1 protein-coding gene is annotated in these 904 nt (G+C 46.6%); it reads right to left on the bottom strand.

All coding sequences use genetic code 11. The annotated features are described in order from the left end of the window. Positions 1–409: 2-oxoglutarate and iron-dependent oxygenase domain-containing protein (locus tag AC1D1M_RS31390; protein ID WP_477778687.1), on the bottom strand; the 409-nt coding region annotated here is incomplete at its 3' end. Between the last annotated feature and the right edge of the window lie 495 nt (positions 410–904).

The following is a 904-nucleotide window of genomic DNA, read 5'->3' as shown; positions in this document are numbered from 1 at the left end:
GTACAGACGGCATTTGATTAGGACCAAAAAATGGAGAGACCTCATCATAATGAGCTCCGCAATCAAAACACTCTTTGAAATCACGGGTATTAGCAGGGTCGACGTTTTCCGCGTACATCGGTATATAACCACGTAGCGTTAGCCCGGAGTTCACGACATTAAGCTTGTTCTTCTCCTCATAAGGAAGCTTGAAAAAACTTTTGGTAAGCGCATACATCTTATCTATTAACTGCTGGTCAATACCATGGTTTTTTATATAAAAAAACCCCACCTTTTCGCATGCATYACCTATTTGGCTTGCCACCTTCAGCGGATTTTCGCCRTTTATGAGCGACGATATATCTATGACTGGAATTTCAGTGAAMGYTGTCTGTTTGCTAGCCAAGCGAATATCAAATAACTCTGTCACCTATGCTCTCCTTTCCGAAATATCAATAAGGCAGAAGATTAAGAAAGCACGACTGTGCCCTCGTCGATCCCACTGAATCACACCTGAACCATCACCTATAACACCCACTTTCACGTCCATCTCAACGAGTGCGGTTTGCCGCTGCGCGCACTTTCATCACGCCGCGGGCAGACCGCTCAACGCGATGGAAGGCAGGCCCGTACGAGTCAAATCAGTCCTTGTTTTGTCGGATGTTAATCCCGGTTTTTTGGACACGCAAGCAAAATGTACACCTATGTCATCATTAGTTGACACATATGTACATTTATCCTAATTTTAAGTCACCGAGCCTGATGAAGCCCACTTTGGAGCGCACCACGATGTCCAGCGATCCCTTGCTGCAACCCTATAAAATCAAGAATCTGACCCTCAGAAACCGGATCATGACCACCTCCCATGAACCGGCCTACCCTGTGGACGGCATGCCCAAGGATCTCTACCGCGATCTCTACCGCG

Source organism: Pseudomonas sp. P1_F7 (genome assembly GCF_056405655.1).
The sequence above is the reverse complement of the archived record's forward strand: the minus strand, read 5'-3'. Positions and strand labels throughout refer to the sequence as shown.